We start from the raw sequence: 4,187 nt of genomic DNA on the forward strand, positions 1-4,187 counted from the left end.
TTTAATAATAAAGAAGGTATATATAATATTACTGTAATTTAATTGGATAATACTAAATTTTTTATAAATTAAATAATCTTAATAATATATTCCTTTTTGGAAAAGGTCTTTAAGCTCATCAAGATTATTAGTTTTACCTAATGCTAACATTAATTTTATTCTTGATTTATGTCCATTTAAGTCACCAGCAAAGATACAACCTAGATTTTTTAAATCTCTTCCTGATCCTAAATAGCCATAAGAATCGTAGACTCTACCAGTTGAACATCTAGAGGTTATAACAACTATAACGCCTTTTTCTCTGGCATATTTAACCCCCTCATACATTAATGGAGGTATATTTCCTCTTCCCATTGCTTCTATTATAATACCTTTATATCCCATATCTACAGCATGATTTATAAAAGTGTAATCCATTCCTATTCCTGATTTAAAAAGAGCAACTTTAGTTTCTACTTTATCAGTATCTATAAAAGTTCTGTAAGCAACATTTTTAAATAATAGAAGTTCATTACTGTCAACTATACCTAAAGATCCCTTACCAGGTGATTGGAAGGTATTTAAGGCCATAGTATCAGTTTTAGTTGCTTCTGATGCTAATAATACTTCGTTGTTTAAAACAACAAGAACACCTTTGTTTTTAGCATTTTCTGATATAGCAACACAAATAGCTGATGATAAGTTATTTGAACCATCATAACCAAGTTCAGAACTACTTCTCATAGCTCCTGTAACGATAACAGGTTTTTCATGATTTATTACTAAATCTAAGAAATAAGCAGTCTCTTCTAGACTATCAGTACCATGAGTTATTACAACACCGCATATATCATCTCTGTCTAATAATTCTAATACAGAGTGCTTTAATTGCATTAATTTTTCAGGTGTCATATGAGGTCCTGGAATTTCATCAAAATCTTTTATTTCAAAATCAGCAACATCTTTTACGTTAGTTGCCATAGACATTATTTGCTCTCCTGATAATGTTGGTACATTTGCACCAATCTCTTTATCTATTGTCATAGAGATAGTTCCACCAGTAAATAGGATACCTACCTTTTTTTTAGTAGACATAATATTACCTCCTTGAATTTAAATACTACTTTAATTATACCAAAAATATAAAGTAAAAATTATTATTTTTAAAGAATTTTCATCACTTTACTTTAAAAGTAAACACAAAAAAAGAGCCGGGGAAGCTCTTTTTTGTTCTGATAAATTAAATCTAATTCGTCTTAGACATAATATATATCTATTCATAAAAAGGGGTATTGAATAGAAACTTTAATTGGGTTATCAAGGGGATAACTACTTATATATAATAGCAATATTCGACAAAAAATGCAACACAATTTTACAAATTTTTTAGATAAATATTTCAGATTATATTTAAATGGAAAAATGTTAATATAATTAATATGTATTTGGAAAACTTTATAGTATAACATTAAAAAATAGGTATAAAAATGGTATAATAAAAAATGCTAATATTTTTGACAAATTAATTAAGTTACGTAATTGATTGATATATTAATAAAAAATATAATAGGACGGTGTAGTAAATGGAAATTTATTTAGATAATAGCGCAACTACAAAACCTTATGAAGAGGTAGTAGAAGAAATGGTGAAAGCCCTTACTACAGAATACGGAAATCCTTCTTCATTACATAAAAAAGGAATAGAAGTAGATAGAAAAATTAAAGGAATAAGACAAGATATAGCAAGAAGTTTGGGTGTAAAAGATAAAGAAATATTTTTTACATCAGGAGGAACGGAATCTAATAATACTATTATTAGAGGTGTTGCTTACAATTTTAGAAAAACAAAAAATCATATAATTTCTACTAATATAGAACATCCTTCAGTGTTAGCGACTCTTACTGATTTAGAAAAAGAAGGATTTGAAATAACGTTATTAGAAGTTGATGAAAGTGGGAAAATAAATATAGAGGATGTGAAAAAAGCAATAAAACCTTCTACTATATTAATTTCTACAATGCACGTTAATAATGAGATTGGTAGTATCCAACCTATCGAAGAAATAGGAAAATATTTAAAAACTTTAGAACAAAAGGTATACTTCCATGTGGATTGTGTTCAATCTTACACAAAAATTAAATTTAGACCAACTAGATATAATATTGATTTTATGACAGTAAGTGCTCATAAGTTCCATGGACCAAAAGGAATAGGATTTATGTATATCAAGGAAAATAGCAAACTAAAACCTATTATTACTGGTGGAGGACAAGAATCTAGTGTAAGATCAGGAACAGAAAATGTACCTGGAATTTATGGTTTAGGAAAAGCAGTAGAAATAATGAATAAAGATTTAGATAGTAAAATTGAAAAAATACAAAGTCTAAAAGTATTATTAAAAGAGGAAATATTAAAAAATATAGAAGGTGTAAAAGTAAATTCGCCAGAGGATGGAGTTTGTCACATATTAAATGTTTCTTTTGAAAATATAAGAGGAGAAGTTTTACTTCATTTCTTAGAACAAAAAAATATTTATGTATCTACAGGATCAGCGTGTTCTTCTAAGAAAAAGGGAAGTCATGTATTAAATGCAATAAAACTTAAGCCAGATGAAATAGAGGGTGCAGTAAGATTCAGTTTATCTGATTTTAACAAAGAAGAAGAAATTTTAGAAACTGTAAAAGTGTTAAAAGATTCAATAAATGACTTGAGAACAATAATAAAAAGACGATAATAAGAGGTGGAATATGTACAATTCAATTATAGTAAAATACGGAGAAATAGGTGTTAAAGGTAAAAATAGATATATATTTGAAAATAAATTAATAAAAAATATAAAAAATATGTTAAAGCCAATAGATAAATTTAACGTGTACAAAGAATATGGAAGAGTATATGTAGATTTAGGTGACTACGAGTATGATGAAATATGTGAAGAGGTTAAGAAAGTATTTGGTGTAGTTGGAGTATGTCCAGCAGTTAAAGTCCTTAGAAATAACGAGGAAGATGTAGAAGCGGCTTATACACAATTAAAAGAAACTGCTCTTGTAGTTTTAGAAGAAAAAATAGCTAATGGAGCTAAATCATTTAAAGTAGAGAGTAGAAGAGGAGATAAATCATTTAGATTAACTTCTCAAGATATGAGTATAGATATAGGTGGATACTTATTATCTAAGGTTGGAGATAAGATAAAAGTTGATATAAATAAACCAGAAGTTAAAATAAAATGTGAACTTAGAGAAAGCAATGTGGTAGTTTATAGTGACACTGTAGCGGGATACGGTGGACTTCCAATAGGAACAAATGGTAAAGCAATGTCTTTACTATCAGGAGGAATAGATTCGCCAGTTGCAACATGGATGGTTGCTAAGAGAGGTATGGAAGTAGAAGCTATACATTTCCACACATATCCTTTTACAAGTGAAAAATCACAAGAGAAAGTAAAAGACTTAGCAAGAATATTAGCTAAATATGTTGGTAAAGTAAGACTTCACAAAATTAACTTGCTTGAAATACAAAAAGCTGTAGGATTAAATTGTAGAGATGAAGAAATGACAATAATATCAAGAAGATTTATGATGAGAATAGCTGAAAGAGTAGGAATACAAAGAAACTGTGATGCTTTAATAACTGGAGAAAGTATAGGACAAGTTGCTTCTCAAACTATACAAGGATTAACTTGTACAAATGCATCAGTTAGCTTACCAGTATTTAGACCACTTATAGCTATGGACAAAACTGAAATAATAGATATAGCTAAGAAAATAGATACTTTTGAAACATCTATAATACCAGAAGAAGACTGTTGTTCAGTATTTGCTCCTAAGAAGCCTGTAACTAAGCCAAGATTAGAAAAAATAGAGGATTCAGAAAAAGCATTAGATGTGGAACAATTAATTCAAGATGCTATAGATAATATGGAAGTAGAAGTAATAGAATTTTAAAAAGTAGTACTACTATACTATACTTTTAATGTAAAAAAGTATACTGTAAAAAAGAAATGTATATGATAATATTAACTTATAAAACATTATGAGTAGATGTTTTGGTATTTGGCATTTGGAAATAATATAAATTGGCCTAAAATATTTCCAAAAAAATAAAGTGTTTGTAGTGAAAAAGGTGGAGTGAATAGGGTACACTCCACCTTTTTATTTTGTAAAAATATAGGGGGGAGCAGTATGAACAACTAAATAATATATATATT

3 protein-coding genes are annotated in these 4,187 nt (G+C 28.0%); 2 read left to right on the forward strand and 1 reads right to left on the reverse strand.

Going from position 1 to position 4,187, the window contains the following annotated elements; translation table 11 throughout:
* Window positions 1-78 precede the first annotated feature (78 nt).
* Complete coding sequence (locus NSA58_RS16810) at window positions 79-1,074, reverse strand: asparaginase (protein ID WP_039678524.1); 996 nt, start codon at window positions 1,072-1,074, stop codon at window positions 79-81.
* A 488-nt stretch (window positions 1,075-1,562) separates the two neighbouring features.
* On the opposite strand from NSA58_RS16810, the gene NSA58_RS16815 reads away from it, so the two are divergent.
* Complete coding sequence (locus NSA58_RS16815) at window positions 1,563-2,714, forward strand: cysteine desulfurase family protein (RefSeq protein WP_039679408.1); 1,152 nt, start codon at window positions 1,563-1,565, stop codon at window positions 2,712-2,714.
* A gap of 13 nt (window positions 2,715-2,727) precedes the next feature.
* Window positions 2,728-3,924, forward strand: a complete 1,197-nt coding sequence (gene thiI, locus NSA58_RS16820; RefSeq protein ID WP_039679409.1) for a tRNA uracil 4-sulfurtransferase ThiI — start codon at window positions 2,728-2,730, stop codon at window positions 3,922-3,924.
* Window positions 3,925-4,187: the final 263 nt, after the last annotated feature.

Origin of the sequence: Terrisporobacter muris (genome assembly GCF_024621905.1) — a bacterium.
GTDB lineage: Bacteria > Bacillota > Clostridia > Peptostreptococcales > Peptostreptococcaceae > Terrisporobacter > Terrisporobacter muris.